The sequence below is a fragment of the Pseudomonas sp. 37 R 15 genome, assembly GCF_900004865.1.
GTDB lineage: Bacteria > Pseudomonadota > Gammaproteobacteria > Pseudomonadales > Pseudomonadaceae > Aquipseudomonas > Aquipseudomonas fluorescens_AM.
Genome location: NZ_CVTV01000061.1, coordinates 259,030 through 284,573, shown reverse-complemented (window position 1 = coordinate 284,573; position 25,544 = coordinate 259,030). Strand labels below are relative to the sequence as shown.

Here is a 25,544-nt window from a genome sequence, read left to right as displayed (position 1 = left end):
CCGCTCATGCCTATAACACCGCTTGCCAGCCGTCCCCATGACCATTCCCACTGCGTTCACAGCGCGCTGTCGGAGGCCGACACCCTATGCGCGCAGAAGGGCTTGCGCCTGACCGCGCTGCGTCGACGCGTGCTGGAGCTGGTGTGGCAAAGCCACAAGCCGCTGGGCGCCTACGACATCCTCGACGTCCTCAGCGAACAGGACGGCCGCCGCGCCGCGCCGCCTACGGTTTACCGTGCGCTGGATTTCCTGCTGGAAAACGGCCTGGTGCACCGCATCGCCTCGCTCAATGCCTTTGTCGGCTGTAACCACCCGGAACACGCGCATCAGGGCCAGTTCCTGATTTGCCGCGAGTGCCACGCCGCCATTGAGCTTGAACAGAAAAGCATCAGTGATGCCATCATCAAAAGCGCCACCGAAGTCGGCTTCAGCGTCGAAGGGCAAACGGTCGAAGTGGTCGGCCTGTGCTCGGGCTGTCAGGGGGCTTGATGAGCAATGCGTTAATCCGCCTGGAGCAGGTGGGGGTCACGTTCGCCGGGCAACACGTGCTGGACAACATCGCGCTGAGCGTGGAGCCGGGGCAGATCGTTACTCTGATCGGCCCCAATGGCGCCGGCAAAACCACCCTGGTGCGCGCCGTGCTGGGCCTGCTCAAGCCCGATCGCGGCAGCGTATGGCGCAAGCCCAGGCTGCGCGTGGGCTATATGCCGCAAAAGCTGCACGTGGACCCTACATTGCCGCTGTCGGTATTGCGTTTTCTGCGCCTGGTGCCGGGTGTCGACCGCGCGCGCGCGCAGGCGGCGCTCAAGGAGGTCGGCGCCGAACAGGTGATCGACAGCCCGGTGCAGAGCATCTCCGGCGGCGAAATGCAGCGCGTGCTGCTGGCCCGCGCCCTGTTGCGCGAGCCTGAGCTGCTGGTGCTCGATGAGCCGGTGCAAGGCGTCGACGTCGCCGGTCAAGCCGAGCTGTACAGCCTGATTACCCGTTTGCGCGACCGCCATGGCTGCGGCGTGCTGATGGTCTCCCACGACTTGCACCTGGTGATGAGCACCACCGATCAAGTGGTCTGCCTCAACCGTCACGTGTGCTGCTCCGGCCACCCCGAACAGGTCAGCGGCGATCCGGCGTTCGTCGAGCTGTTCGGTAAGAACGCCCAGAGTCTGGCGATTTATCACCACCATCACGACCACGCCCACGATCTGCATGGCGCCGTTGTCGATGACGCTTCTACCCCCCACGTTCATGGAGATAGCTGCAAGCATGGCTGATTTTCTGCTCTACGCCCTGCTGGCAGGCTTGGCTTTGGCGTTGGTGGCGGGCCCGTTGGGTTCGTTCGTGGTCTGGCGGCGCATGGCGTACTTTGGCGACACGTTGTCCCATGCGGCGTTGCTGGGCGTGGCCATGGGCTTCCTGCTGGACGTGAGCCCGACCATCGCCGTAACCGTCGGCTGCCTGCTGCTGGCGGTGTTACTGGTGACGCTGCAACAGCGCCAGCCGCTGGCGTCCGACACGCTGCTGGGCATCCTGGCGCCGAGTACCTTGTCCCTGGGCCTGGTAGTACTGAGCTTCATGCATGAAGTGCGCATCGACCTGATGGCCTACCTGTTTGGCGATCTGCTGGCGATCAGCCCTACCGACCTGGCATGGATCCTCGGCGGCAGCGCGGCGGTGCTGGTGGTACTGGTGAGCCTGTGGCGCCCGTTGCTGGCGATCACCGTGCACGAGGAGCTTGCAACGGTCGAAGGTTTGCCCGTGCCGGCACTGCGCCTGGCGCTGATGCTGTTGATCGCGGTGGTGATCGCTGTTGCGATGAAGATTGTCGGCGTATTGTTGATTACCTCGCTGCTGATCATTCCAGCCGCCGCCGCTCAGCGCCATGCGCGTTCGCCGGAGCAAATGGCCATCGGCGCCAGTCTGCTGGGCATGCTGGCAGTGTGTGGGGGCCTGGCGTTGTCATGGTTCAAGGACACGCCGGCCGGGCCGTCGATTGTGGTGTCGGCGGCCGCCCTGTTTCTGCTGAGTTTTGTCCTGCCCCGTCGAGGGGTGTAGACTTGCTCGCTTTTTGCGCAAATAGAGAGTCGCAGGAATGAAGCCGTTCACTTTCCGTTATCTGCTCCTTGCCGCATTTTCCCTGCTGCTGGGCGCCTGTCAAAGCACGCCGCCCGCCGCTCCCGAAGCGCCGGACCCGCGCGCTGCGGCCATCGCGCAGCTGGAGCAAAACCTGGCCAGCAGCGAATTGGCCACTGCCGAAGACCAACTCGCCACCTTGCAGTCCCAATCGCCCAACGACCCGGCGCTTGAGGCTTACCAGCGGCAATTGGCCGAAGCCTACCTGCAGCGCAGCCAGATCGTGCTGCAAAAGGGTGACGTCAACGCCGCCGCCACTGCGTTAAGCCGTGCCCGCGCGCTGATGCCCAAGGCTCCGGCCCTGACGGGTGGCGTCAACAGCGCCATCAGTCATGCGCGCAAAGCCGAGCTGGATCAGGCCGAGGCCGCCTTGAAAGCGGCCGAAGCCAAGCCCGCCGCCAAGGTCATCGACCCGGCAGCGCCGAGCACCACCGTGGCGCTGAACCTGGCGGATGTCGAAGCCATGCGCCATCAGTTGGATGCCATCGCCACCGACGTGGTGAATTACCAGTGCGACGTCAGTATCCAGGTGCCACGCACCGAGGATTACCCGTGGTTGGCCACATTGCTGACCAAACGGGTGAAGCGGATTGATTCGGGGTATGAGCTGAAGATTCACCGGCAGATTCTGAAGCACATTCCGGCGCAGGTTGTGCTGATTCCGCGTAAGACGGACTAAAAGCATCGGGGGCAAGCCCCCTCCCACATTTGAACTGTGAATACATTCAAGTGTGGGAGGGGGCTTGCCCCCGATGACGATCTAACAAACAACCAACAAATTAAGCCGGAATCGCCTTAGCCTTCGGCTCCCGTTCCCACACCCGATGCTGGGCAATCGCCGCAAAGAACGTCTTGAACGCCTTGGCATCCGCGCCCACGATCAACCCCGCATCCGCCTCCAGCTTCAACAGATCGAGCAATGGCTTCACATCGCTGGCGACCGCAATGGCCTTCAGGTGCTTGTACGCTTCCAGCACGTAATGCAGCGCAACGCCGTCGCCGCTCAGGGCCTTGACCGACTCCTTGCCGCCCGGGATAAACACCGCGTCGAACGCAATGGACGGCATGCCTTCCATCGATGCATCCACCGGCAGCGACTTGCCATCGGCCGTGGTCACAGGCGCCGACGTCGGCCCGAGCAGCTTGGCATGCGCACCTTCAGCCTCCAGGGCTGCCTTGAGTGCATCAATCGCCGCACCGTCCACACCGTTCGCCGCCAGGATCGCCACTTTGCGCGTCTTGATGTCGCCCGACAGCAAATTCACCTGGCTCAAGGCTGGCGATGCCTTCAACGACGTTTCACGCACTGGCACCGTGCCTTTGGTCGGCGCCGGCAAGCCCAGGTTCTGCGCAACGCGCTTGGCCAGTTCCAGGTCGATGTTGGCCAGAATCTCATTCACCTGGCGGGCACGAATATGTTCGCGCTCGACCTTGCCCAGCTCGAAGCTGTAGGCGGCGATGATGTGCTCTTTCTCGTGATGGCTCATGCTGTTGAAGAACAGCGTGGCCTGGGAGAAGTGGTCGCCGAACGACTCACTGCGCTCACGCACCTTGTTGGCATCCACGCGTTCGTAGTAGGTCTCGAAGCCACCATCCGTAGGACCGGGAGGTGTTTCCTTCGGCCAGCCGCCATCGATGGAGTTGGGCTCATAAGCCGCACGCCCTTTGTCGATCACCGTGCGATGCTGAGCGTCGCGCTGGCCGTTATGGAACGGCGCCACTGGGCGGTTGATCGGGATCTCATGGAAGTTCGGCCCGCCGAGACGGCTGATCTGGGTGTCCGTGTAGGAAAACAGACGACCTTGCAGCAGTGGATCGTTGGTGAAGTCGATACCCGGCACGATATGGCCCGGGCAGAACGCAACCTGCTCGACCTCGGCAAAGAAGTTGTCCGGGTTACGGTTGAGCACCATCTTGCCCAGTGGAGTGATCGGTACCAGTTCCTCCGGGATGATCTTGGTCGGGTCGAGCAGGTCGAAGTCGAACTTATGCTCGTCTTCTTCTGCAACGATCTGAACGCCCAGCTCCCACTCAGGGTAATCGCCGCTTTCGATCGACTCCCACAGGTCGCGACGGTGGTAGTCGGTGTCTTTACCGGCCAACTTTTGCGCTTCGTCCCATACCAGCGAGCAGGTACCGACTTTCGGCCGCCAGTGAAACTTCACAAAGCTCGATTTGCCTTCGGTGTTGATCAAACGGAAGGTATGCACGCCAAAGCCCTGCATGGCACGCAGGCTTTTTGGAATGGCGCGGTCAGACATTGCCCACACCACCATATGCGCCGACTCCGGCACCAGCGAGACAAAATCCCAGAACGTATCGTGCGCCGACCCGCCGGTAGGAATCTCGTTGTGCGGTTCGGGCTTAACGGCATGCACGAAGTCGGGAAACTTGATTGCGTCCTGAATGAAGAACACCGGCATGTTGTTGCCCACCAGGTCGAAGTTGCCTTCGTCGGTGAAAAACTTCACGGCGAAACCGCGCACGTCACGCACGGTGTCACCGGAACCACGCGGGCCCTGCACCGTGGAAAAACGCGCGAACACCGGCGTTTTATGCTCTGGCGTCCGTAGGAAACCAGCTTTGGTCAGCGCCGAATGGTCGCCGTAGCTCTGGAAATAGCCATGGGCGCCAGTGCCACGTGCATGCACGATGCGCTCCGGGATACGCTCATGGTCAAAGTGCGTGATCTTTTCACGCATGATGAAATCTTCCAGCAGCGACGGGCCGCGCGCGCCGACCTTCAGGGTGTTCTGGTTGTCGGAGATCTTCACGCCCTGGTTGGTGCGCAGGGCCTGACCGGTCGCATCGGAACGGAATTCTTCCAGCGCCTGCAGTTTGGCGTTGGTATTGCCTCGGTCCAGGGTATCAGTGCCCGCGAGTTCACTCTTCGGCGGGGTGGCTGGCTTCTTGGTACTCATCAGTCAAAACTCCTTAGTCAAAGTGGCCAGAGCGGTCCCCGGCTCGTTTGAGCGAAACCCCGGGCACGGCACCCGGGAGATCGAATTGCCTAAGTAGTGACTGACAGGGTTTTGGGCCGTTCCCTTTTTATGACCTTTGGTCTCGTTATTGCCAAATCGCTGGATGGATACGAAATAAATGCTAAGAAACGCTGGATGGACAGGCTAAAATGCGCGCCCGGCTAACCGCTGATCCCTTTTCCATGCGCCCCACAAGGTTCGCTACGTGATCGAGTTTCAAAACGTCCATAAAACCTACCGCGTCTCCGGTAAGGATATTCCCGCCCTGCACCCCACCAGCCTGCGCGTCGAAAACGGCCAGGTGTTTGGCCTGATTGGCCACTCGGGTGCGGGAAAAAGTACCCTGCTGCGCCTGATTAACCGCCTCGAAGAACCCAGTGGCGGGAAGATCACGGTTGATGGTGAAGAAGTCACCGCGCTGGATGCCAACGGCCTGCGCCGTTTCCGCCAGCAAGTCGGGATGATCTTCCAGCACTTCAACTTGCTGGCGTCCAAGACCGTTGCCGACAACGTGGCGCTGCCGCTGACATTGGCCGGCGAATTGTCGCGCAAGGACATCGACCTGCGTGTGGCTGAACTGCTCGCCCGCGTCGGCCTGTCGGACCACGCCAGGAAATACCCGGCGCAATTGTCCGGCGGCCAGAAACAGCGCGTCGGCATCGCCCGCGCCCTGGCCACCAAACCCAAGATCCTACTGTGCGATGAGGCCACCAGCGCCCTCGACCCGCAGACCACCGCCTCGGTCCTGCAACTGTTGGCCGAGATCAACCGCGAACTCAAGCTGACCATCGTGTTGATCACCCATGAAATGGATGTGATTCGCCGCGTCTGCGACCAGGTGGCCGTGATGGACGCCGGCGTGATCGTCGAGCAAGGCTCGGTGGCCGACGTGTTCCTGCATCCCAAGCATCCGACCACCAAGCGCTTCGTCCAGGAGGCCGAACAGGTTGACGAAGGCGAGCAACGCGATGACTTCGCCCACGTACCAGGCCGTATCGTGCGCCTGACCTTCCAGGGGGACGCGACCTACGCGCCATTGCTGGGTACCGTCGCCCGGGAAACGGGGGTGGACTACAGCATCCTCGCCGGTCGTATCGACCGCATCAAAGACATTCCCTACGGGCAATTGACCCTCGCCGTCACCGGCGGCGACATGGACGCCGCGTTTGCGCGCTTCACCGCCGCCGACGTTCATATGGAGGTGCTGCGCTAATGGACCTGTTCCTGAATTTCTTCGCCGACATCGATTGGTCCGAAATCTGGCTCGCCACCGGCGATACCATGACCATGCTGTTCGGTTCGCTGTTCTTCACGGTCGTGCTGGGCCTGCCCATAGGTGTGCTGTTGTTCTTGACCAGCCCACGTCAGCTGTTCGAGCAGAAAGGCTTGTACGCCTTTCTGTCGCTGATCGTAAACATCCTGCGTTCGCTGCCGTTCATCATCCTGCTGATCGTGATGATTCCATTAACCAAACTGATCACTGGCATATACATGGACGAGCCCACCTCGCTGGGCGTTGCGGGCGCGATTCCGCCGCTGGTTATCGGCGCCACACCGTTCTTTGCACGCCTAGTGGAAACCGCCCTGCGTGAAGTAGACCGCGGCATCATCGAGGCCACGCAGTCGATGGGTGCCAGCACGCGCCAAATCATCACCAACGCCTTGCTGCCCGAAGCACGCCCCGGCATTTTTGCGGCAATTACCGTAACGGCGATTACACTGGTTTCCTACACGGCGATGGCCGGCGTGGTCGGTGCCGGTGGCCTGGGCGACCTGGCGATCCGTTTCGGTTACCAACGTTTCCAAGACAATGTAATGGTGGTCACCGTGGTGATGCTGGTGATCCTGGTGCAAATTCTGCAAACCGTCGGCGACAAGCTGGTGGTGCACTTTTCTCGAAAATAACGGCCATGGCCGGCCTTGTGCCGGCAGATGCCCGAACAAGGAGCTTGCTGGATGAAAAAACTACTGGTTGCTTTCGCCGCCGTTGCCGCGTTTTCCGCCCACGCCGAGACCCTCAAGGTCGCTGCTTCGCCGGTGCCGCACGCGGAAATCCTCGAATTCGTGAAACCTGCGCTGGCCAAAGAAGGCGTGGACCTGCAGGTCAAAGTCTTCACCGATTATGTGCAGCCGAACGTACAGGTGGCTGAAAAGCGCCTGGACGCCAACTTCTTCCAGCACCAGCCGTACCTGGATGAATTCAACAAGGCCAAGGGCACTCACCTGGTGAGCGTCGGCGGCGTGCACCTGGAACCGCTGGGCGCGTACTCGAGCAAATACAAGAAGCTGGCCGACCTGCCGGACGGCGCCAACGTGGTGATCCCGAACGACGCCACCAACGGCGGCCGCGCCCTGTTGCTGCTGGCCAACAATGGCCTGATCACCCTGAAGGACCCGACCAACATCCTGTCGACCATCAAGGACATCACCGGTAACACCAAGAACCTGAAATTCCGCGAACTGGAAGCCGCCACCCTGCCGCGCGTACTGACCCAGGTCGACCTGGCGCTGATCAACACCAACTACGCGCTGGAAGCCAAGCTGGATCCGTCCAAGGACGCCCTGGTGATCGAAGGCAGCGACTCGCCTTACGTCAACATCCTGGTGACCCGCGAAGACAACAAGGATTCGGACGCCGTGAAGAAGCTGGTTGCCGCCCTGCACACGCCTGAAGTGAAGCAATTTATCGAAGAGAAGTACAAAGGCGCGATCAAGCCGGCGTTCTGACTCAAAGCGGACGCAGAGCGTGGGAACGATCTCCAACACACTGGAGATCAAAATGTGGGAGGGGGCTTGCCCCCGATAGCGGCGGGTCAGTCAACAGCTTCATCGACTGACACCCTGCTATCGGGGGCAAGCCCCCTCCCACATTTGTTTTGTGTCGTGAGCTATTTACGCTGCAGCAGCACTGGCAATTGCGCCACCAGCTTCTGGTTGTTCAACGGCGCACGGATAAACCCGCGCTGGGTGCCATCCGGGCCGATCAGCGCCAGGTTGCCGCTGTGGTCGACGGTGTAGTTCGGCTTGCTGGTGTCTGCGGGAATGAAGGGAATGCTCACCGCATTCGAGACCTTCTGCACATCCTGCACATTCATACCGGTCAACCCCTGGAACTGCGGATCGAAATAGCCCAGGTACTGCTTGAGCTGGGCCGGGGTGTCGCGGTTCGGGTCGACGCTGACCAGGATCACCTGCAACTTGTCCACCGCCTCTTTGGGCAGTTCGCTCTTGATCTGGCGCAGCTGGGCGAGGGTGGTGGGGCAGATGTCCGGGCAGAAGGTGTAGCCGAAGAACAGCAGGCTCCATTTGCCTTGCAGCTCATTGACCAGCACCGGCTGGCCGTCCTGGTTGGTCATGCTCACCGCAGGCAACTGGCGGCTTTGCGGCAGCAGGATAATGCCGGCGTCGATCAGCGCGGTCGGATCGCCCTGGCCCTTGCCCGAGAGCACCTTGTTGACGGTCAGGCCCATGATCAATGCCACCAGGGCCACAAGAATGAAGACAGTTTTTTGAGTTCGAGTCATAGGTTCAACAGTAGGTAGTGGTCTACGAGCAGGGCGATAAACAGCAACAGCAGGTACCAGATAGAGTACTTGAAGGTGCTGACCGCCGCGTGCGGCTTGCTGCCACGGTACAGCACCCAGGCCCATTGCAGAAAGCGCCCGCCCAATACCGTCGCACAGGCCAGGTACAACAACCCGCTCATATGAATGACGTAGGGCATCAGGCTCACCGCCAGCAGGGCGAAGGTGTAGAGCAGGATATGCACCTTGGTGTAGTGCTCGCCGTGGGTGACCGGCAGCATCGGAATATCGGCCTTGGCGTACTCCTCCTTGCGATGGATGGCCAGCGCCCAGAAGTGCGGCGGCGTCCAGGCGAAGATGATCAACACCAGCAGCAGGGGCTCGGCGCTGACATGCCCGGTCACGGCGACCCAGCCCAACAACGGCGGCGCGGCACCGGCCAAGCCACCGATGACAATGTTCTGCGGCGTTGCGCGCTTGAGAAACCCGGTGTAGATCACCGCGTAGCCCAGCAACGAAGCCAGGGTCAGCCAAGCCGCCAAGGGGTTGGTGAACGCCAGTAACAGCGCCAGGCCCGCCACCGCCAAAACCAACGCAAAGACCAGCGCCGCAACGGCCGAGACCCGCCCCTCGGCCAGTGGCCGTTTGTGAGTACGCGCCATCAGCGCATCAATGCGCCGATCCACCACATGGTTGACCGCCGCCGCAGCGCCCGCACACAAGGCAATGCCCAGGTTGCCGAACAACAGCACCGTCCACGGCACGCCGGCGCGGGTGGCGAGGAACATGCCCACCAGCGAAGTGATCAGCATCAGCACCACCACTTTCGGCTTGGTCAGCTCCAGATAGTCCCGCCAGACCGCCTGGCCGTGACGCGCGCCGATCAAGGACGCCATGGCATCTCTCCTTTAAGGGTTATCAGGCCCGATGCCGGTTTGCGCGCAATGAACCGCCAGGTGATTGGCCGTGGATGGCGCACCCGAACCAGGCTGGTGCGCGCGTGATAATTGACCAGCACCAGGCTCAGCAAAAGCGCTGCGCCCCCGGCGTTGTGCGCCACCGCCACCGACAGCGGCAAGCCGAACGCCACATTGCTCAGGCCCAGGCTGATTTGCGCCGCCAGGGCGATCAGCAGCAAGCCCGCCAGGCGCGTCATGCCCACCGCGCGCAACTGCCAGGCCAGGCCCAGCAGCACCAGCGTGACCAGCACCGCACCCACGCGGTGGGTAAGATGAATGGCCGTACGCGCATCGCTGTCCAGTTGACCGCCCAGGTAATTAGGGCCGATATGCTGGGTCAGGTGAAAGCCATTGGCAAAGTCCGCCGCCGGCCACCATTGACCGTGACACGTCGGCAAATCGACACAGGCCACCGCTGCATAGTTGGCGCTGACCCAACCGCCCAAGGCAATCTGCCCGATCACCAGCACCAGCCCCGCCGTTGCCCAATATTGCAGGCGCCTGGGTATGATCAATGCAGGCAGCACGCCGGACAGACGCAGGGTCAGCAGGAACAGCAGGCTCAAGGTGGCAAAGCCGCCCAACAAGTGGCCCGTCACCACCTGCGGCCACAGCTTCAGCGTCACCGTCCACATGCCAAAGGCTGCCTGGGCGCACACCACCATCAACACGAACAGCGGCAATTTCACCGGCTGGCCGGGGTCACGCCGGTGGCTCCACGCCCGCGCCGCCAGCAGCGCGATCAGCAAGGCGAGGGTGCCCGCAAAGTAGCGGTGGGTCATCTCGGCCCAGCCCTTGTCAGCCTCCACTGGCGTATCAGGAAAATGCAGTTCGGCATGGGCCAGTTGGGCTGCGCTTTGCGGCACGCTGATAAAGCCATAGCACCCCGGCCAGTCCGGGCAACCAAGGCCGGCATGGGTCAAGCGGGTATAGGCGCCGAGCAACACAACGATCAGCGCCAGCAAGGTGGCAAACAACGCGAGACGAAATCCAGGCTTGGCCATGACGATGCCCTTATCCGATGTTCGACAGTTTCAGCAGTAAGCGCAGGTCGTTGAGCAAGTCCTTGCCGTTGACCTTGGCGTCGTAGCGCAGCACCAGGTTGCCGTGAGGGTCAACGATCCACAGTTGCGCATCGCCAGGCGCGGCGGCGTTACGGTTGAAGGTCGAGAGGTCCAGTGAATAGCGCTGCAATTGCGGGTATTGGGCCTTGAGCCGGGCGTCGTAGTCGTTGCCGACCGGCTGCGCAATGGCCAGCGCGTGGCTGGCGCGGGACGCATCGCGACCCAGGCCGATCTGCAGCTGGCGCGCCAGGTACACAAGTTGCCGGCAATCGGCGGCGCAGCTGGCTGGCGCGGTGACCAGCAGCTGCCAGCGCCCTTCATCGGCCTGCACGCCGATATCGGCGCGGGTCTGGCCGTTACCGATCAGCTCACCGTGATAACTGCGACTGTCCGGCACCCAGAATTGCAGTTTGTACATGAAGGTCGCCAGCACCATCGGGCCCACCACCATCAGCAGGATCAGGATCAACTGCCAGCGACCTTTACGCCGGTCAGGCGCTTCAGACACGTTGAGTGGATTCATGGCGGCTCCCATGGTGCTTCTCCTTTGCGTTGTGCCATCCGAGGTAGAGGTAGAGCGCCAGCAGCGCCAGCGACATGGCAAACCACTGCACCGCATACCCCAGGTGTTTTTCCGGCCCCATGGCGACCACAGGCCAGTGGGTGTCGTACGTGCCGGGCCCGGCTTCGGCGCGCAGTTCAAAAGCGAATCCGCTGCGGCCCAACTCGGCCCACAGGGCGACGGGGTGCAACGCGGTCAACAGGCGCGGCCATTGCGCGGTCGCGGGGTCGACATGCAACTGGAAGGTCTCGCCGGGAGCGACATACACCCAGGCCACCAGGTTCACCGGCTGATCCGGCGTGGTGAACGCCGGTGGCGTGCGGCGGTCCGGCCAGGGCAGCCAGCCGCGATTGAGCAACACCCAACGACCGCTGGCCTGGTCGTGAAAGGGTTGCAGCAACTCGACACCGGCCTTGCCATCGCGCATACGGTTGTCGAGCAACACACTGTGGTCAGCATCGAAGCTGCCACGCAGATGAACCCGGCGAAAGGCTGGATCAGCGCTCGTCCCAAGCTGCTCGCTGCCAATAGGCTGCGCCGCGCGCCGCTCTGCGTAGGTGTCGACCCACTGCTGTTTTTCCTGACCGCGCGACAGTTGCCAGAACCCCAGGCCAATCATCAACGGCAGCAGCATCAGCACCACCAACGTCGGCGCGATGCCGGGCCTGAAGCGCTGCCGGGCACTGGCTATACTGGATTTCATTGCCCCCTCCCCGTATGGCCCGGAGCCAGACCATGCTCAAAGCACTGATTGCCCTGATGCTCATCGCGACCGTTGCGAGCCTGTTCAGTGGCTTGTTCTTTCTGGTCAAGGACGAAGGTCGTTCCAACCGCCTCGTCACTGCCCTGACCGTACGTGTGGTGTTGGCCGCAATCACCGTGGGGCTGATCGCCTGGGGCTTTTTCAGCGGCCAGTTGGTCTCGCATGCGCCGTGGTAGAACGGCTCACAGCACATACACAAAGAAAAACAGCCCAATCCACACCACATCCACGAAGTGCCAATACCAACTGGCCGCTTCGAAACCGAACTGGTGTTCGGCATTGAAATGCCCCTTCAGGATGCGCATCAGCATCACGAACAGAATGATCGTGCCGATGGTCACGTGGGCGCCGTGAAACCCGGTGAGCATGAAGAACGTCGCGCCGTACACGCCCGAGCCCAGTGTCAGGCCCAACTCTTTATAGGCGTGGATGTATTCCTCGGCCTGAAACCCGAGAAACGCCAGGCCCAGCAGTACGGTGAGCGCCAGCCAGATCTTCAGCGCGCCGCGATGCCCTTTGCGCAGGGCATGGTGAGCAATGGTGATGGTCACGCTGGAGCTCACCAGCAGGAGGGTGTTGAGCAGCGGCAGGCCCCACGGACTGATGGTGCCTTTGGGCGCCGGGTACAGCGTGGGGTCCGGGTTGTTCAGCAATGGCCAGGCGAACTCGAAATTCGGCCACAACATGTGTGCGATGCCCTTGGGGCCTTCACCCCCCAACCATGGCCCCGACCAGGTGCGCACGTAAAACAGCGCACCGAAGAACGCGATGAAGAACATCACTTCGGAAAAGATGAACCAGCTCATGCCCCAGCGAAACGAACGGTCCATTTGCGCGCTGTACAAACCGGCGCGGCTCTCCTTGATCACTGCGCCGAACCAGCCGAACAGCATGTACGCCAGCAACAGGCCGCCAACGAAAAAGATCCACGGACCGTGGGATTCCGGGCGCAAAGCCTTGAGATCGTTGAACCACACGGCCAGTCCATACACAGTCACCAACAGGCCAATCGTGGCAATTATCGGCCATTTGCTTTGCGCCGGTACGTAGTACGTATCATGAGTCGACATGTATTCGCTCTCCTGATTGAGCGGGCAAACAGTAGCTAGCCGCCGCTGCTGGCCGCCCCGGGCGGCTGGCGCGCGGTGATATCAAACAGCGTGTAGGCCAGGGTCAAATGCTTCACATCCTTGGGCATCGCACGATCGACGATAAAGCGCACCGGCATCTCGATACGTTCGCCTGGCTGCAGCACTTGCTGGGTGAAGCAAAAACACTCGGTCTTGTGGAAGTACATCGCCGCTTCGGCCGGGGAAATGCTGGGCACTGCCTGGGCGGTCATCGGTTTGTCGGTGGGGTTGTAGGCCACAAATAGCATCTCGGTCACAGCGCCCGGATTGACCACGACTTCGTCGGCCTTGGCATGGAAATCCCAGACCATATCGATGGCGTTGGTGGACAAAAACTGCACCCGCACCTGGCGCGACGGGTCGACGACCTGCTCGCCCTCGTATTGCCCGCCAGTCTTGCCATTGATGCCGAACGCCTTGCACATCACGTCGTAAATCGGCACCAGGGCAAAGCCAAAGGCGAACATCGCCAACACCAGAATGAGCAGGCGCGTGACCAGGCGCTTGATCGGTACGGCGTCAGCCATGACACCCACCCAAAGCGGACACAATCAATGTGGTAGGGGGGTTGCCGCCGATGGCGGTATACCAGTCGACACTATCATTGGCTGTGAGATAGCTATCGGGGGCAAGCCCCCTCCCACAGGGGAGCACGAGCGTACTCATTTGACCTCCGGCGGCGTAGTGAAGGTGTGGTACGGCGCGGGCGAGGGCACGCTCCATTCCAGCCCTTCGGCGCCATCCCACGGCTTGGCCGGTGCAGGCGGGCCGCCGCGGATGCACTTGATCACGATAAACAGGAAGAAAATCTGCGTGGCGCCGAACATGAAGGCGCCAATCGAGGACACCATGTTGAAGTCGGCGAACTGCAGGTTGTAGTCCGGCACCCGGCGCGGCATACCGGCCAGGCCCACGAAGTGCATCGGGAAGAACGCCATGTTCATGCCCACGAAGGACAGCCAGAAGTGCAGCTTGCCGAGGGTTTCGTCATACATGTGGCCGGTCCATTTCGGCAGCCAATAGTAGGCCGAAGCGAAGATGCCGAAGATCGCGCCGGGCACCAGTACGTAATGGAAATGCGCCACCACAAAGTAGGTGTCGTGGTACTGGAAGTCCGCCGGCGCAATCGCCAGCATCAGCCCGGAAAAGCCGCCGATGGTGAACAGGATCACGAAAGCCACCGCAAACAGCATCGGCGTCTCGAAGGTGAGCGACCCCTGCCACATGGTGCTGACCCAGTTGAACACCTTGACCCCGGTAGGCACCGCAATCAGCAGGGTGGCGTACATGAAGAACAGTTCGCCCACCAACGGAATGCCGACCACGAACATGTGGTGCGCCCACACGATGAACGACAGGAACGCAATGCTGGCCGTGGCGTAGACCATCGAGGTGTAGCCAAACAACGGCTTGCGCGAGAAGGTCGGGATGATCGAGCTGACGGCGCCAAAGGCCGGCAGGATCATGATGTACACCTCGGGGTGGCCGAAGAACCAGAACACATGCTGGAACAGCACCGGATCACCACCGCCCGCCGCACTGAAAAAGCTGGTGCCGAAGTGGATGTCCATCAGCATCATGGTCACGCAACCGGCCAGCACCGGCATCACCGCAATCAGCAGGAACGCGGTGATCAGCCAGGTCCACACGAACAGCGGCATTTTCATCAGGGTCATGCCCGGTGCGCGCAAGTTGAGGATGGTCGCGACCACGTTGATCGCGCCCATGATCGAACTGATGCCCATCAGGTGAATGGCGAAGATGAAGAACGTCACGCTTTCCGGCGCATAGGTGGTGGAGAGCGGGGCATAGAAGGTCCAGCCGAAGTTCGGCCCGCCGCCGGGGCTGAACAGGGTCGACACCAGCAGCAGGAACGCCGCCGGCAGCAGCCAGAAGCTGAAGTTGTTCATGCGCGGCAGGGCCATGTCCGGCGCGCCGATCATCAGCGGGATCATCCAGTTGGCCAGGCCGACAAAGGCCGGCATCACGGCGCCGAACACCATGATCAGGCCGTGCATGGTGGTCATCTGATTGAAGAACGCCGGCTCCACGATCTGCAGGCCGGGCTGGAACAGTTCGGCACGAATCACCATGGCGAACGAACCGCCCAGCAGGAACATGGTAAAGGCGAACCACAGGTACATCGTGCCGATGTCCTTGTGATTAGTGGTCAGCACCCAGCGCATCAACCCTTTCGCGGGGCCGTGGGCGTGGTCGGCGTGACCCTGGTCATCGATCACAGTGCTCATGGCCGTTCTCCTGCAAGCGAGTAAGCGGGGCGATTCAGGGCATTGGCAATGAAGGTAGTCATTTGCTCTCCGCCTGTTTCAGGGCCAGCACGTCTTTGGGCGTGACCATGTCGCCTTTGTTATTGCCCCAGGCATTGCGCTCGTACGTCACGACAGCGGCGATATCGACTTCCGACAGTTGCTTGCCGAAAGCGGCCATCGCGGTGCCGGGCTTGCCGTGATAGACAATGTTCAGGTGGTCGGCAGCGGGGCCGGTGGCGATTTTCGAACCCTTGAGCGCCGGGAACATCGGCGGCAGGCCCTGGCCTTCGGCCTGGTGACAGGCCACGCAGGTGGTGTGGTAGACCTTGTCGCCGCGCGCGACCAACTCATCCAGCGTCCACTCCTTGGAGGTCAGTTCCTTGAGCTTGGCCGCCTCTTGTTTGCGCTCACCGAGCCAGGTGTCGTAGTCAGCCTTGGATTTGACTTCGACCACAATAGGCATGAAGCCATGGTCCTTGCCGCACAATTCGGCGCACTGGCCGCGATAGATGCCGGGCTTCTCGACACGGGTCCAGGCTTCGTTGACGAAACCGGGGATAGCGTCGCGCTTGACCGCAAAGGCCGGCACCCACCATGAGTGAATCACGTCGGCGGCGGTCACCAGAAAGCGCACCTTGGCGCCCACCGGCAACACCAGCGGCTGGTCGACTTCCAACAGGTAATGTTCGCCCTTGGTGGCCTGGTTATGGATCTGCTCGGCGGGCGTGGCCAGGTTGCTGAAGAACTCCACGTCCTGGCCCAGGTATTTGTAATGCCACTTCCACTGATAACCGGTGACCTGGATATCGATATCCGACTCACTGCTGTCGTAGATGTTGATCAGGGTCTTGGTCGCTGGAATGGCCATGGCCACCAGAATCAGCAAGGGCACCACGGTCCAGAGAATTTCCACGGTGGTGCTCTCATGGAATTTGGCCGCTACCTGGCCCGTGGATCGGCGGTGCAGGATCATCGACCAGAACATCGCGCCAAACACGACAATGCCGATCACCACACAAATCCAGAAAATGGTCATGTGCAGGTCAAACACAGCGTGACTGACTTCAGTAGCCCCTGGCGCCATATTCGTTGTCCAGGCCGCGTGGGCCTGGCCGAATACCGACCACAACAGTAAGCCCATCCAAACGTGTGGATGTCGCGTCATTGCGGGTTCCCCTTTATGTTTCTTGTTATCCCGCCGGTTTGCACCTGCGGCCAAGGGAGCGGCTTCCAGACTGCTTACAACCGCCAAGCCTTGCCTGCGTCTGCAGTTGGGCGTCATCAGCTAATTGCGTACAAATCCGAGTATAGACAGCCGCAGCGACCCCGCAATGTGTAGGGGCAAATGAGTGGAAACAGACGGACGGGGCCCAATAGAATAGGCGGCGGAATCGTTTATCCGACGAAGCATGGCATTTCGATATAACGTCTACGTATATCCATGAAATAATTATGACAAATGCGTCTTAGGCGCTCGTATAAACGAGCTACCTTATCCTCTCCCTTTTCCTACACCTGCATGACTGGAGCCTTCATGAACACCGCCGCATTGCGCGAGCAGATTTCCCGTGCCCATCAACACGAAGCAACGACGGGCCAGCTTGCCCGGCAACTGGAAAAACAATTGCCGCACCTGCATTCGGCCATTTCCCTGGCTGACGGTGATCGCAACATTGTCATGACCCGCTTTGTCACCGCCTACATCGACCTTGTCCCCGAGTTGCTCGACGCCGCCAATGACGTGGCTCGCGAAGCCGGGATCGAAAGCCAGATCAAGCCCGTGCTGAAGATTGCCGAGCATTTCTTCCTGCAGCCACCGGCGATTCTGGCTGGCCACGAAGGCCTGGACGGTCTGCTGGACGAGGCCTACCTGGCCCATCGGCTGGTGGAGGAAGTCAACGATCTGTATATCAAGCATTTCGGCCAGCCATTGATTCCGGCCGACACCACGGTTGCCAACCTGATTGCCCATCAATTGATTGGTGAAGGTTTCGCCAACCAGCTGGATGAAGCAGTGCACCTGGCGGTGGATGAGATGCTTAACGAGGAGAGCTTTGCGCTGGAGTCGGTCGAGGCTTATCGCGAAACGCTCAAAAGCCCGAACACAGAAGCCGCATGGAAGCGCTGGCCATGCCTGTCGCGCCAGCTGGGCGTTGAGCTGGCGCTGGATCAGCCGGCGTAATCTTCGGCTACGACGATCAAATGTGGGAGGGGGCTTGCCCCCTCCCACATTTTTGATCCGGTTTCGTCAGGTATCAGGTAGTAGACGGCGCCGAGCCAATCCCCACCGTCGTTCGCACCCGACCTTCCAACCGACGCTTCAAGCCACGCGCTTCGATCACCAGCTTCGAGCCCTTGGCTGCATTGGCCCGCCCCCATTCCTCCAGCAACTCCAGGCAGGAATGGTCGATATAACTCAGGTTATTGAGCGGCACATGCACGGTGGTTCCGGTCGGCACGGTCGACAGCACCTGCGTCAACGCCGGTACTTTGAGGAACGTCGCCGCTCCGGTCAGGCGCAACTCCATCTCACCGTCCTGAGGCAAATCGATCAGGCTGATTTTCAGCCGTGATGCCTTGAAGGCCAGCTTGACCAGCGTCAGCCCGAAGCCCACCAGTACGCCCGTCAGCAGATCGGTGAAGATGATCGCCAACGCCGTGGCTGCATAGGTGAACATCGGCATCCGGCCATAACGTCCCAAGGCCTTGAACGCCTTCACGTCCACCAGCTTGATCCCGGTATACACCAGCACGCCCGCCAAACTCGCCACCGGGATGCTTTGCAGCACACTCGACAGCAACAGCACGAAGCCCAGCAACCACACGCCATGGAACATCGCCGACAACCGCGTGGTGGCGCCCGCCTGGACGTTGGCCGAACTGCGCACAATCACGCCGGTCATCGGCAAGGCACCGACCAATCCGCACAGCATGTTGCCCACGCCCTGGGCGGACAATTCCTTATCGAAATCCGAGCGCTGCCCACTGTGCATGCGGTCGACCGCTGCGGCGGACAGCAGCGTTTCGGCACTGGCAATAAACGCGACGGCGAATGCGGCGATCAGCAGTTGCGGGTCAGCCAGGTTGAGCAGGTCGCTGGGGCGCAGCCAATCGATGGCATCGGACAGGTTCTCCGGTACCTCCACACGCTTGACCTGCAGGGCCAGCACCAGACTGGTTACCGTCGCCAGGCCTACGCCCAGCAAAGCGCCTGGCACAAAGCGCAGTTTTTGCGGCCGGAATTTATCCCACAGGTACATCACCAGCATCGTCGACACACCAAGCAAGCCCGCCTGCCAGCCGAGCCCGCCGCCGAGGGTGGGAATCGCTTCGACCAAGGCGGCCGGAAAGCCCGCCAGGTTATCCAGCCCCGACGGTTTGGGCGCACCGTCGAGCATTACATGGATCTGCGACAGCACGATCAATACGCCGATCCCCGCCAGCATGCCGTATACCACCGCCGGCGCCGTCACGCGGAACCAGCAGCCCAGGCGTAGACGCCCGGCCACCAATTGCAGGAAACCCGCCAGCAGCAGGATAGGCCCGAGCATCAGCATGCCGTGCTGGCGCACCAACTCGAACACCAACACCGCCAAGCCCGCTGCCGGGCCACTGACTTGCAGCGGAGAGCCCGCCAACCAACCCACCACCAGACCACCGATGATGCCGGTGATCAAGCCCTTGGCCGGCGGCATGCCGGACGCGATTGCGATCCCCATGCACAAGGGCAGGGCGACCAGAAACACCACCACGGAGGCGAGCAGCTCCCGCGGCAAAACAGCTTTCAATTGAGCAGCACGCATGATGACTCTCCCGAGGCATTCGCCGGGCGCGGTAAAGCCTGGCTGCATCCATGGCAGCCACCGCATTACCCGGCAGGGAAGTGTGTTAGAAGCGCGCTTTAGGCGTCGCGGATGGAATCGGGCCTTCGCCGCCCAACGGTCGGAACGCCGACTGATCCGCATCGTAGGCGCGGATCTCGCTGGTTTCGATGTTGTAGATCCAGCCGTGAATAAACAATTGGCCATTGGCCATGCGCGAAGCCACGGAAGGGTGGGTGCGCAAGTGCTGCAACTGGGCGATGACGTTTTCTTCGGTCAGTACCTTCATGCTCTCGCCTTCATTGGCGCAGTCGCAGTTGTCGTGGACCATCGTCTTGGCGACCTCGGCATGCCGCAACCAGGCCTTGACCGTCGGCATCTTCTCGAGGCTGTCGGGATTGAGCACCGCGCGCATGGCGCCGCAATCGGAGTGCCCGCACACGATGATGTGCTGTACGCCAAGGGCGAGTACCGCGTACTCGATGGCCGTGGAAACACCGCCGTTCATCTGGCCGTAGGGAGGGACTACGTTACCCACGTTGCGGGTCACGAACAGGTCGCCGGGCGAACTTTGAGTAATCAGCTCAGGCACGATGCGCGAGTCGGCGCACGTAATGAACATCGCGCGCGGGCTCTGGGCCGTGGCGAGTTTCTTGAAGAGTGCTTCCTGCTGGGGGAAGACGTCGTGATGAAAATGCAAAAAACCGTCGACGATATGCTGCAGCGCTGCATCGGCGGTTTCCGCCACTTGAGGGGCTGAAGCCGACGCAGCCAACGGCTGTTTATCCTTATCACTCATGATTCAACCTCTTGATTAATGCAGGGGAAGTGTTCAGCTCAGTTCTGACGCCTGGGCGGTTAAATAGTTGGGAAACTCCGCCAATCAGGGCGCCGACTCATCAGTCACTCGTTGAACAAGGTACCCCTCGAAACTTAACTCAAACTGAATGAACCGCTCTAGATCGGGGGTTTCAGTGATATCAAAACGCGACCATTCCTACAGCAGTTTCGCATTTGTCTTCTTCAGTCTACAACAATGCCATTTGCCTGCCCGGTGGGCAAAATGCCGTGCAATCGAGATTGAAGCCTTCACGGCGATTGAGCCCCAGACGTTTGATCGCCTTGCTGAAACGTTGCGCCAGCAGATCGGCAAACGGGCCCTCACCGCGCATACGCACACCGAAACGGCTGTCATACACCTCGCCACCACGCACCTGACGCACCAGGCTCATCACATGCGCCGCGCGCTGCGGGTAATGCGCCGCCAGCCACTCCTCGAACAGCGGCGCCACCTCGAGCGGCAGACGCAGCATCATGTACGCGGCACTTTGCGCACCTGCGGCATGGGCCTCGGTGAGCAGGCTTTCCAACTCACTGTCGTTGATCATCGGAATCATCGGCGAGCACAGCACACCGACCGGGATACCCGCCTCCCGCAGCACCCGTATTGCCCGCAACCGCGCCTTGGGCGCCGCTGTACGTGGCTCCAGAATGCGTTTGAGTTCATCGTCGAGGCTGGTGAGGCTGATCATTACCGCCACAAGCCGTTGCCGGGCCAGTTCGGCAAGCAGGTCCAGGTCGCGCAGGATCAACGAGCCCTTGGTGATGATGGTCACCGGGTGCCGATAACGCAGCAGCACCTCAAGGGTTTGGCGGGTGATCCTGTATTCACGCTCGATAGGCTGGTACGGGTCGGTATTGGAGCCCAGGTTGATCGGCGCGCACACATACCCCGGCTTCGACAGTTGCTGTTCCAGCACGTCGGCGGCATTGCTCTTGGCAATCAGCCGGGTTTCGAAATCCAGCCCCGGCGACATGTCCCAGTAGGCATGGCTAGGCCGTGCATAGCAGTAGATGCAGCCATGTTCGCAGCCGCGATAAGGGTTGATGGAGCGATCGAACGGCAAGTCTGGCGAGTTATTGCGGGTGATGATGGTCTTGGCCGTTTCGATGCGCACTTCGGTACCCTGGGTAGGCGGCACTTCCTGGTACCAGCCGTCATCCTCGGCCACGCTGACGGTGGGCGCGAAACGGTTGTGCAGGTTGGTGGCCGTGCCCCGGCCACGGGGTGGCAGTGCAGTGGTCATGAAAACGCCTCGATACTGTTTTTATATACAGTATCGAGGCGCGCGGTTTCTGACCAGTGCCGTCTGGCGGTCAGTGCTTTTGCGTGACCTGCCCCAGATCGTCACCCGAGGTGGTGCGCATATCGCTTTTGCGCAGATCGGCCACGTCGCTTGCGCTCACGGGTGCGCCCTGATTGCCCCAGCTGCCGCGGATAAAACTGACCACATCCGCCACTTCCTGGTCCGACAAGCGCCAGGCGAATGCCGGCATGGTGAAGGTCGACGGCGCGGCGTGAGTGGCGGGCAAGGTGCCGCCGTTCAACACGATGTTGATCAATGATGTGGCATCCGCCGTCTGCAGCACCGGGTTGCCCGCGAGCGCCGGGAACACCCGCGTATAACCATGCCCATCGGTACGGTGGCAGGCCGCGCAGTTGTCGATATATACCGAGGCGCCCGGCTTGCTGTCATCCCCCTTCCAGAGCGCCTGGGCCACTTGTTGGTCGTACGAGTGCGGCTGGTCCTTGGGGTCCACCGCCGGCAGGCTCTTGAGGTAGCGGGCGATAGCGGTCAGGTCGTCCTGCGACATGTATTGCATGCTGTGGACCACCACATCGCTCATGCCGCCAAACACCGCGCTGCGATCACTGCGACCGGTCTTGAGAAATTGCACCAGTTGCTCTTCGCTCCAGCTGCCGAGGCCGTCCTTGTGGTCGCCGCGCAGGCTTTTCGCAATCCAGCCTTCCAGGGGCGCGCTGCCGGACAGGAATGCGCTGCCGTCAGCGGCGCTCAGGGCTTTTTCCTGCATGGTCAGGGCGCGGGGCGTATGGCACGCACCGCAATGGCCAAGGCCTTCGACCAGGTAGGCGCCACGGCTGACCACAGGGTCGGCGGTGGCTTGTGCCTGATGTTCCTCGACCGATGGCGCGAACATCCAGCGCCATGCCGCCAGGGGCCAGCGCATGCTCAACGGCCAGGGAATATCACTGTCCCGGTTCTCCTGGGCGACCGGCTCGACGCCTTTCATGAAGTAGGCATATAACGCCTGCATATCGCTGTCGCTGACGCGCGCGTAAGACGGGTAGGGCATTGCCGGGTAAAGCGTACTACCGCTCTTGGCGACGCCATGGCGCACGGCCTTGTCGAAGTCTTCGAAGCTGTAGTCTCCCAGGCCGGTCTTGTCCGGTGTGATGTTGGTGGAATAAATCACGCCAATGGGGGTTTCCATCGGCAGGCCGCCGGCGAATGGCTTACCGCCCTTGGCGGTGTGGCAAGCCACACAATCACCGGCGCGGGCCAGGTATTCACCTTGCTTGATCAGGTCGGTTTCAGCCGCGCTGACCGAGCAACTGCTGAACAGCGCCAGAGAGGCGATAACGAGTGCTTTCATGGTCATCGCTCCTTATGCCTGAACCAGCGGGCCGGGGTTTTTCAGGTACTGTTCGCGGATCGCACGGGCCGACCAGTAGGTCAAAGCTGCCACCAGACCGGTAGGGTTGTAGCCCAAACCTTGTGGGAAAGCGGACGCCCCCGGGACAAACACGTTGTGTACATCCCAGCTCTGCAGGTAACGGTTCAACGCGCTGGTTTTCGGGTCGGTGCCCATGATCGCGCCGCCGTTAAGATGAGTGGTCTGGTACGACGCCGTATTGAAATGCTCACCGACCTTTTTGCCGAGAACGGCGATCGCCTTGGGATTCATGGCCTGGGCGACCTTGCCCATTTTTTCCATCATGAAGCGGTTCATCTTGATGTCGTTTTCCTGCCAGTCGAAGGTCATCCGCAACAGGGGCAGGCCGTAGGCATCGCGGTAAACCGGGTCCAGATCCAGGTAATTGCTGCGGTAGGACTGATGTGCACCGTGAGAATCCATCGACACCTGGTGGGTGTAGTAATCGGCGGTGGCACGCTTCCACGCACTGCCCCAGGCCGGCGTGCCCGGAGGGTTGGAGGTGCCGGCAATAGGCCGGCTGCCCGCCTGGTTGACCCACATCGGCGAGCCGCCCACGAAGCCGTGCGGGCCATGGTCGAAGTTGTCGGCATTGAAGTCATCAATGGCCACGCCATTGCCGCCCGCGCCGATAAAGTTGTTGGTGTGGGTGTCCTTGTCGAAGAACGCCTTGATGGTGCCCATGTTCTGGTAGGCAAAGTTCCTGCCCACCACGCCTTCGTTGGTAATCGGGTCGTAAGGCTTGCCGATGCCCGACAGCAGCATCAGGCGCACGTTGTGGAACTGGAACGCGCCGAGGATCACCAGGTCCGCCGGCTGTTCGCATTCCCGACCCTGGCCGTCGACATAGCTCACACCGGTGGCTTTCTTCCCGGTGCTGTCGAGGTTGACCTTGAGCACGTGGGAATTGGGCCGCAGCTCGAAATTCGGCACTTGGCGCAACGCCGGCAGAATGTTCACGTTGGGCGACGCCTTGGAGTACATGTAGCACACGTAGCCACTGCAAAAGCCGCAGAAGTTACACGGTCCCATCTGCGCGCCGTAAGGGTTGGTGTAAGGCCCCGACGTATTGGCCGACGGCAGGTTGTAGGGTTTGTAACCCACATCAGCAGCCGCTTTCTGAAACAGCTGCGCGGAGACCGTGTTTTTCTGTGCCTCCAGCGGGAAGGGGTTCGAGCGATCCGGTGCATACGGGTTGCCGCCGCGACCTTCACCCACCAATTGACCCTTGACGGTCCACGCCTGGCCGGAAGTGCCAAAGACTTTTTCCGCGTAATCGAAAAACGGCTCCAGCTCTTCGTAGCTGACACCGAAGTCCTGGATGGTCATGTCCTTGGGAATGAAGTGCTTCCCATAGCGCTCTTCGTAGTGGCTGCGCATGCGCAACTCGATGGGGTCGACACGAAAATGCACGCCGGACCAATGCAGGCCTGCGCCGCCGACACCGTTACCGGGCAAGAAGGCGCCGAGCTGACGGTTGGGCAGGGCGACGTCATTCACACTATGGCGAATGGTCACCGTCTCTTTGGAAATGTCCTGAAAGAGTTTTTTACGCACGCTGTAGGTCAGTTCATCAATGACCTGGGGATAGTTGCCGTCCGGGTAGGTGTCCTGCATCGGGCCGCGCTCCAGCGCTACCACGTTGAGGCCGGCCTCGGTCAGCTCCTTGGCCATGATCGCGCCGGTCCAGCCGAAGCCCACGATCACCGCGTCCACTTTCTTCATGATGGTCGCCACGGTCATGCCCTCTCGCCGCGAATGGAAACAGCCGGGAAGGGGTATTGCTCGTTGCGCTCCACCCAGTCCATGAAATCGGCGCGGGCGCCGGGGAAACCGATCATGGTCCAGCCGACCATGCCTTTGTTGCCGCCGTGGATGGGATCGCAGAAGAAGCCCTCCTTGGTGTTCTGCAACAACAGGTTGAAGAACATCTTTGCTGGCACCGCCTCGAAGTGAGCGCTCACTTCGCTGCCACCCGCCTCCAGGCGGCGCAACATATCGTCTCGGGTAGCGCTGTCTTGCGCGGCAAAAACTTTACCGTTGAACGCTTTCGACCAGGCATCCGTCGCCGCGATACCCAGGCGATAGATTTCCCTGGGCACTAATTTGCTCTGCCAGCCCATCTCCGGCGCAGCGTCGGCATTGAAGGGGCCTTGCATGAACCACAGGGCGCCACTGGCGTACGGGGTGTTCATCTGACGGTCGATGTATTCCGGCGCGCCAGCCTCCAAGGCACCTGGGCCCTGAGCATCAGCGGGAATCAAACGCTCCACGGCAGCGTTGATAAACGCCCACTCCTCGGCGGTGAAATAAGTCGGCTCATACGCTTTGTCACTGGGAGCCGGCTGGGTTGGCGCGGCCTGGACAGGCTCGGGCGTCGCCATCAGCATCGAACCGCCAAGGCCGGTACTGGCAACCGTGACCACCGGGATCAAGGTCAAGGATTTGCGCAAAAAATCACGCCGGGGGTTGTCTTGATCTTGATCAGACATGGGTGCACCTCATCATGTGGTCACGGATTTGGCCGCCGCTTCTGGGGAGCGACTTGGCTTTTTTTGCCGCGAGCGGCAATCAATGGTTACAAATGATAGCAGGCTAAGCATGTGGAGGAGGAAATCAGCGACCTAAGTCGCATACAGGCGGGCAAAAAAATGGGAGGGGGCCTTCTTCTGATGGCGTAGGTATACACAACTCTGTAGCGCTCAACGGTAACCACGATGCGAAGCGAGTCGCTCTTGATCTTGATCTGCTTTTGATCTCAGGCGCCCCGTTAAACCACGCTGGCCGAACGCAGGCTTGAATCCGTGGGTAACCCGGCAGGACGCCG

At 61.1% G+C, this 25,544-nt stretch carries 25 protein-coding genes; 9 read left to right on the top strand and 16 right to left on the bottom strand.

Annotated features, from left to right (window positions below; genetic code table 11):
- The first annotated feature begins 6 nt into the window (after positions 1 to 6).
- From BFQ04_RS27045 to BFQ04_RS27030, 4 genes are read left to right on the top strand one after another with little or no spacing between them, the layout of a single operon-like run.
- Positions 7 to 489 (top strand): Fur family transcriptional regulator, encoded by a 483-nt coding sequence (locus BFQ04_RS27045; protein WP_065953398.1) that lies wholly within the window; start codon positions 7 to 9, stop codon positions 487 to 489.
- On the top strand, positions 489 to 1,268 hold the full coding sequence (gene znuC, locus BFQ04_RS27040; protein ID WP_065953397.1) for a zinc ABC transporter ATP-binding protein ZnuC: 780 nt from the start codon (positions 489 to 491) through the stop codon (positions 1,266 to 1,268). Before BFQ04_RS27045 ends, znuC begins: the two co-directional genes overlap by 1 nt.
- The gene (gene znuB / locus BFQ04_RS27035) at positions 1,261 to 2,049 is read left to right on the top strand and encodes a zinc ABC transporter permease subunit ZnuB (RefSeq protein ID WP_065953396.1); all 789 of its coding nucleotides are present in this window, start codon (positions 1,261 to 1,263) and stop codon (positions 2,047 to 2,049) included. Before znuC ends, znuB begins: the two co-directional genes overlap by 8 nt.
- Positions 2,050 to 2,086: 37 nt before the next feature.
- Positions 2,087 to 2,806 (top strand): PA5502 family lipoprotein, encoded by a 720-nt coding sequence (locus tag BFQ04_RS27030; protein ID WP_065953395.1) that lies wholly within the window; start codon positions 2,087 to 2,089, stop codon positions 2,804 to 2,806.
- Positions 2,807 to 2,906: 100 nt separating this feature from the next.
- On the opposite strand, the gene katE is transcribed toward BFQ04_RS27030, so the two are convergent.
- The gene (katE, locus tag BFQ04_RS27025) at positions 2,907 to 5,048 is read right to left on the bottom strand and encodes a catalase HPII (RefSeq protein WP_065953394.1); all 2,142 of its coding nucleotides are present in this window, start codon (positions 5,046 to 5,048) and stop codon (positions 2,907 to 2,909) included.
- A 265-nt stretch (positions 5,049 to 5,313) separates the two neighbouring features.
- On the opposite strand from katE, the gene BFQ04_RS27020 reads away from it, so the two are divergent.
- From BFQ04_RS27020 to BFQ04_RS27010, 3 genes are read left to right on the top strand one after another with little or no spacing between them, the layout of a single operon-like run.
- On the top strand, positions 5,314 to 6,321 hold the full coding sequence (locus BFQ04_RS27020; RefSeq protein WP_065953393.1) for a methionine ABC transporter ATP-binding protein: 1,008 nt from the start codon (positions 5,314 to 5,316) through the stop codon (positions 6,319 to 6,321).
- Positions 6,321 to 7,013, top strand: coding sequence for a methionine ABC transporter permease (locus BFQ04_RS27015; protein ID WP_038851116.1), 693 nt, complete (start codon positions 6,321 to 6,323; stop codon positions 7,011 to 7,013). The genes BFQ04_RS27020 and BFQ04_RS27015 overlap by 1 nt, the downstream gene beginning before the upstream one ends.
- 51 nt (positions 7,014 to 7,064) lie before the next feature.
- On the top strand, positions 7,065 to 7,835 hold the full coding sequence (locus BFQ04_RS27010; RefSeq protein WP_065895277.1) for a MetQ/NlpA family ABC transporter substrate-binding protein: 771 nt from the start codon (positions 7,065 to 7,067) through the stop codon (positions 7,833 to 7,835).
- Between the two features lie 161 nt (positions 7,836 to 7,996).
- Here BFQ04_RS27010 and BFQ04_RS27005 read toward each other — a convergent pair whose 3' ends face one another.
- Genes BFQ04_RS27005 through BFQ04_RS26985 form a run of 5 tightly spaced genes read right to left on the bottom strand, consistent with a single transcriptional unit; the run spans position 7,997 to position 11,920 of the window.
- Entirely contained in the window at positions 7,997 to 8,632 is a 636-nt protein-coding gene (locus BFQ04_RS27005) for an SCO family protein (RefSeq protein ID WP_065953392.1), read from the bottom strand.
- Positions 8,629 to 9,528, bottom strand: coding sequence for a heme o synthase (gene cyoE / locus BFQ04_RS27000; RefSeq protein WP_065953391.1), 900 nt, complete (start codon positions 9,526 to 9,528; stop codon positions 8,629 to 8,631). Before cyoE ends, BFQ04_RS27005 begins: the two co-directional genes overlap by 4 nt.
- Positions 9,516 to 10,595: a COX15/CtaA family protein gene (locus tag BFQ04_RS26995; protein ID WP_065953390.1), complete on the bottom strand. Its 1,080-nt coding sequence runs from the start codon at positions 10,593 to 10,595 to the stop codon at positions 9,516 to 9,518. Before BFQ04_RS26995 ends, cyoE begins: the two co-directional genes overlap by 13 nt.
- 10 nt (positions 10,596 to 10,605) lie before the next feature.
- Positions 10,606 to 11,190 (bottom strand): hypothetical protein, encoded by a 585-nt coding sequence (locus BFQ04_RS26990; RefSeq protein WP_065953434.1) that lies wholly within the window; start codon positions 11,188 to 11,190, stop codon positions 10,606 to 10,608.
- Positions 11,156 to 11,920: an SURF1 family protein gene (locus tag BFQ04_RS26985; protein WP_065953389.1), complete on the bottom strand. Its 765-nt coding sequence runs from the start codon at positions 11,918 to 11,920 to the stop codon at positions 11,156 to 11,158. The genes BFQ04_RS26990 and BFQ04_RS26985 overlap by 35 nt, the downstream gene beginning before the upstream one ends.
- 32 nt (positions 11,921 to 11,952) lie before the next feature.
- Here BFQ04_RS26985 and BFQ04_RS26980 point away from each other — a divergent pair, with 32 nt between their 5' ends.
- Positions 11,953 to 12,156, top strand: coding sequence for a twin transmembrane helix small protein (locus tag BFQ04_RS26980; protein ID WP_057725706.1), 204 nt, complete (start codon positions 11,953 to 11,955; stop codon positions 12,154 to 12,156).
- Positions 12,157 to 12,162: 6 nt separating this feature from the next.
- Here the strand turns inward: BFQ04_RS26980 and BFQ04_RS26975 are convergent, their stop codons facing one another.
- From BFQ04_RS26975 to coxB, 4 genes are all read right to left on the bottom strand, one after another.
- On the bottom strand, positions 12,163 to 13,050 hold the full coding sequence (locus tag BFQ04_RS26975; protein WP_065953388.1) for a cytochrome c oxidase subunit 3: 888 nt from the start codon (positions 13,048 to 13,050) through the stop codon (positions 12,163 to 12,165).
- A gap of 35 nt (positions 13,051 to 13,085) precedes the next feature.
- Positions 13,086 to 13,637 (bottom strand): cytochrome c oxidase assembly protein, encoded by a 552-nt coding sequence (locus tag BFQ04_RS26970; protein WP_065953387.1) that lies wholly within the window; start codon positions 13,635 to 13,637, stop codon positions 13,086 to 13,088.
- Between the two features lie 135 nt (positions 13,638 to 13,772).
- Positions 13,773 to 15,359 (bottom strand): cytochrome c oxidase subunit I, encoded by a 1,587-nt coding sequence (gene ctaD / locus BFQ04_RS26965; RefSeq protein ID WP_065953386.1) that lies wholly within the window; start codon positions 15,357 to 15,359, stop codon positions 13,773 to 13,775.
- 58 nt (positions 15,360 to 15,417) lie between these two features.
- Positions 15,418 to 16,545, bottom strand: a complete 1,128-nt coding sequence (gene coxB, locus BFQ04_RS26960; RefSeq protein ID WP_065953385.1) for a cytochrome c oxidase subunit II — start codon at positions 16,543 to 16,545, stop codon at positions 15,418 to 15,420.
- Positions 16,546 to 16,914: 369 nt separating this feature from the next.
- On the opposite strand from coxB, the gene BFQ04_RS26955 reads away from it, so the two are divergent.
- Positions 16,915 to 17,562, top strand: a complete 648-nt coding sequence (locus BFQ04_RS26955) for a hypothetical protein (protein ID WP_065895268.1) — start codon at positions 16,915 to 16,917, stop codon at positions 17,560 to 17,562.
- Between the two features lie 73 nt (positions 17,563 to 17,635).
- Here the strand turns inward: BFQ04_RS26955 and BFQ04_RS26950 are convergent, their stop codons facing one another.
- From BFQ04_RS26950 to BFQ04_RS26925, 6 genes are all read right to left on the bottom strand, one after another.
- Positions 17,636 to 19,183 carry a SulP family inorganic anion transporter gene (locus tag BFQ04_RS26950; protein WP_065953384.1) on the bottom strand — a complete coding sequence of 516 codons (1,548 nt, stop codon included), beginning with the start codon at positions 19,181 to 19,183 and terminating at the stop codon, positions 17,636 to 17,638.
- Positions 19,184 to 19,268: 85 nt separating this feature from the next.
- A complete protein-coding gene (locus BFQ04_RS26945) occupies positions 19,269 to 20,000 on the bottom strand; it encodes a carbonic anhydrase (RefSeq protein ID WP_065953383.1) in 732 nt (243 codons plus the stop codon).
- Between the two features lie 229 nt (positions 20,001 to 20,229).
- On the bottom strand, positions 20,230 to 21,288 hold the full coding sequence (locus BFQ04_RS26940) for a PA0069 family radical SAM protein (protein ID WP_065953382.1): 1,059 nt from the start codon (positions 21,286 to 21,288) through the stop codon (positions 20,230 to 20,232).
- Between the two features lie 70 nt (positions 21,289 to 21,358).
- Positions 21,359 to 22,657, bottom strand: coding sequence for a cytochrome c (locus BFQ04_RS26935; RefSeq protein ID WP_065953381.1), 1,299 nt, complete (start codon positions 22,655 to 22,657; stop codon positions 21,359 to 21,361).
- A 12-nt stretch (positions 22,658 to 22,669) separates the two neighbouring features.
- Positions 22,670 to 24,454: a GMC family oxidoreductase gene (locus tag BFQ04_RS26930; RefSeq protein WP_065895305.1), complete on the bottom strand. Its 1,785-nt coding sequence runs from the start codon at positions 24,452 to 24,454 to the stop codon at positions 22,670 to 22,672.
- Positions 24,455 to 24,456: 2 nt separating this feature from the next.
- Positions 24,457 to 25,209, bottom strand: coding sequence for a gluconate 2-dehydrogenase subunit 3 family protein (locus tag BFQ04_RS26925; RefSeq protein WP_065953380.1), 753 nt, complete (start codon positions 25,207 to 25,209; stop codon positions 24,457 to 24,459).
- Between the last annotated feature and the right edge of the window lie 335 nt (positions 25,210 to 25,544).

Coding starts and splice junctions, on each gene's coding strand:
- BFQ04_RS26985 (WP_065953389.1), bottom strand. CDS start 11,920: ATGAAATCCAGTATAGCCAGTGCCCGGCAGCGCTTCAGGCCCGGCATC.
- BFQ04_RS26925 (WP_065953380.1), bottom strand. CDS start 25,209: ATGTCTGATCAAGATCAAGACAACCCCCGGCGTGATTTTTTGCGCAAA.
- znuB (WP_065953396.1), top strand. CDS start 1,261: ATGGCTGATTTTCTGCTCTACGCCCTGCTGGCAGGCTTGGCTTTGGCG.
- BFQ04_RS26935 (WP_065953381.1), bottom strand. CDS start 22,657: ATGAAAGCACTCGTTATCGCCTCTCTGGCGCTGTTCAGCAGTTGCTCG.
- BFQ04_RS26945 (WP_065953383.1), bottom strand. CDS start 20,000: ATGAGTGATAAGGATAAACAGCCGTTGGCTGCGTCGGCTTCAGCCCCT.
- BFQ04_RS26995 (WP_065953390.1), bottom strand. CDS start 10,595: ATGGCCAAGCCTGGATTTCGTCTCGCGTTGTTTGCCACCTTGCTGGCG.
- BFQ04_RS27045 (WP_065953398.1), top strand. CDS start 7: ATGCCTATAACACCGCTTGCCAGCCGTCCCCATGACCATTCCCACTGC.
- BFQ04_RS26970 (WP_065953387.1), bottom strand. CDS start 13,637: ATGGCTGACGCCGTACCGATCAAGCGCCTGGTCACGCGCCTGCTCATT.
- BFQ04_RS27030 (WP_065953395.1), top strand. CDS start 2,087: ATGAAGCCGTTCACTTTCCGTTATCTGCTCCTTGCCGCATTTTCCCTG.
- znuC (WP_065953397.1), top strand. CDS start 489: ATGAGCAATGCGTTAATCCGCCTGGAGCAGGTGGGGGTCACGTTCGCC.
- BFQ04_RS26975 (WP_065953388.1), bottom strand. CDS start 13,050: ATGTCGACTCATGATACGTACTACGTACCGGCGCAAAGCAAATGGCCG.
- coxB (WP_065953385.1), bottom strand. CDS start 16,545: ATGACGCGACATCCACACGTTTGGATGGGCTTACTGTTGTGGTCGGTA.
- BFQ04_RS26950 (WP_065953384.1), bottom strand. CDS start 19,183: ATGCGTGCTGCTCAATTGAAAGCTGTTTTGCCGCGGGAGCTGCTCGCC.
- BFQ04_RS27010 (WP_065895277.1), top strand. CDS start 7,065: ATGAAAAAACTACTGGTTGCTTTCGCCGCCGTTGCCGCGTTTTCCGCC.
- katE (WP_065953394.1), bottom strand. CDS start 5,048: ATGAGTACCAAGAAGCCAGCCACCCCGCCGAAGAGTGAACTCGCGGGC.
- BFQ04_RS26955 (WP_065895268.1), top strand. CDS start 16,915: ATGAACACCGCCGCATTGCGCGAGCAGATTTCCCGTGCCCATCAACAC.
- cyoE (WP_065953391.1), bottom strand. CDS start 9,528: ATGGCGTCCTTGATCGGCGCGCGTCACGGCCAGGCGGTCTGGCGGGAC.
- BFQ04_RS27015 (WP_038851116.1), top strand. CDS start 6,321: ATGGACCTGTTCCTGAATTTCTTCGCCGACATCGATTGGTCCGAAATC.
- ctaD (WP_065953386.1), bottom strand. CDS start 15,359: ATGAGCACTGTGATCGATGACCAGGGTCACGCCGACCACGCCCACGGC.
- BFQ04_RS27005 (WP_065953392.1), bottom strand. CDS start 8,632: ATGACTCGAACTCAAAAAACTGTCTTCATTCTTGTGGCCCTGGTGGCA.
- BFQ04_RS26940 (WP_065953382.1), bottom strand. CDS start 21,288: ATGACCACTGCACTGCCACCCCGTGGCCGGGGCACGGCCACCAACCTG.
- BFQ04_RS26990 (WP_065953434.1), bottom strand. CDS start 11,190: ATGGGAGCCGCCATGAATCCACTCAACGTGTCTGAAGCGCCTGACCGG.
- BFQ04_RS26980 (WP_057725706.1), top strand. CDS start 11,953: ATGCTCAAAGCACTGATTGCCCTGATGCTCATCGCGACCGTTGCGAGC.